This window comes from Halomonas sp. ND22Bw, assembly GCF_003011945.1.
Lineage (GTDB): Bacteria > Pseudomonadota > Gammaproteobacteria > Pseudomonadales > Halomonadaceae > Halomonas > Halomonas halophila.
In genome coordinates, this window is the sequence record NZ_PXWD01000176.1 from 1 (window position 1) to 444 (window position 444).

Below are 444 nucleotides of genomic sequence, written 5' to 3' on the forward strand. Positions count from 1 at the left end.
CGCGGTCGATGCCGCCTGGAACGACCCGGCGGCGTGGTGGCGCGCGGCGATCCTCAACACGGCGCGGATGGCGTGGTTCTCGTCGGACCGCTCGATGCGCGAATACGCCGAGGAGATCTGGCGGGTCCGCGTCGCCTGACGCGAGGGGCGCCCGGCTCCGAGGGGCCGGGCCTCACCGGGACGGCAAACGAAATGCGGCCCGTCCCTGCCGGGGACGCGCCGCATTTCGTTCGAATCGTGGATCGCGCAGATGCCTGGCTCGATCAGCACCGGATAGCAGCGGGCGCCGGACGCCGCTGCCAGGACCTCGACGGCGCCGACCGTCGAGGCGTCGCCCGCCACGTGGACCACGTCGGTGCTGCGCAGGGAAGGGAGATGGGCCGTCAGGGGACCCGGGCGGACCTCGGGGGGGCGCTGACGGGTACGGTCGGAGACCATGACGAT

1 protein-coding gene is annotated in these 444 nt (G+C 73.0%); it reads left to right on the forward strand.

The genetic code is table 11. The features are described 5' to 3' along the window. Window positions 1-139 (forward strand): glycogen/starch/alpha-glucan phosphorylase (locus CVH10_RS25420; RefSeq protein ID WP_146142994.1); only part of this gene is annotated, 139 nt, incomplete at its 5' end. Window positions 140-444: the final 305 nt, after the last annotated feature.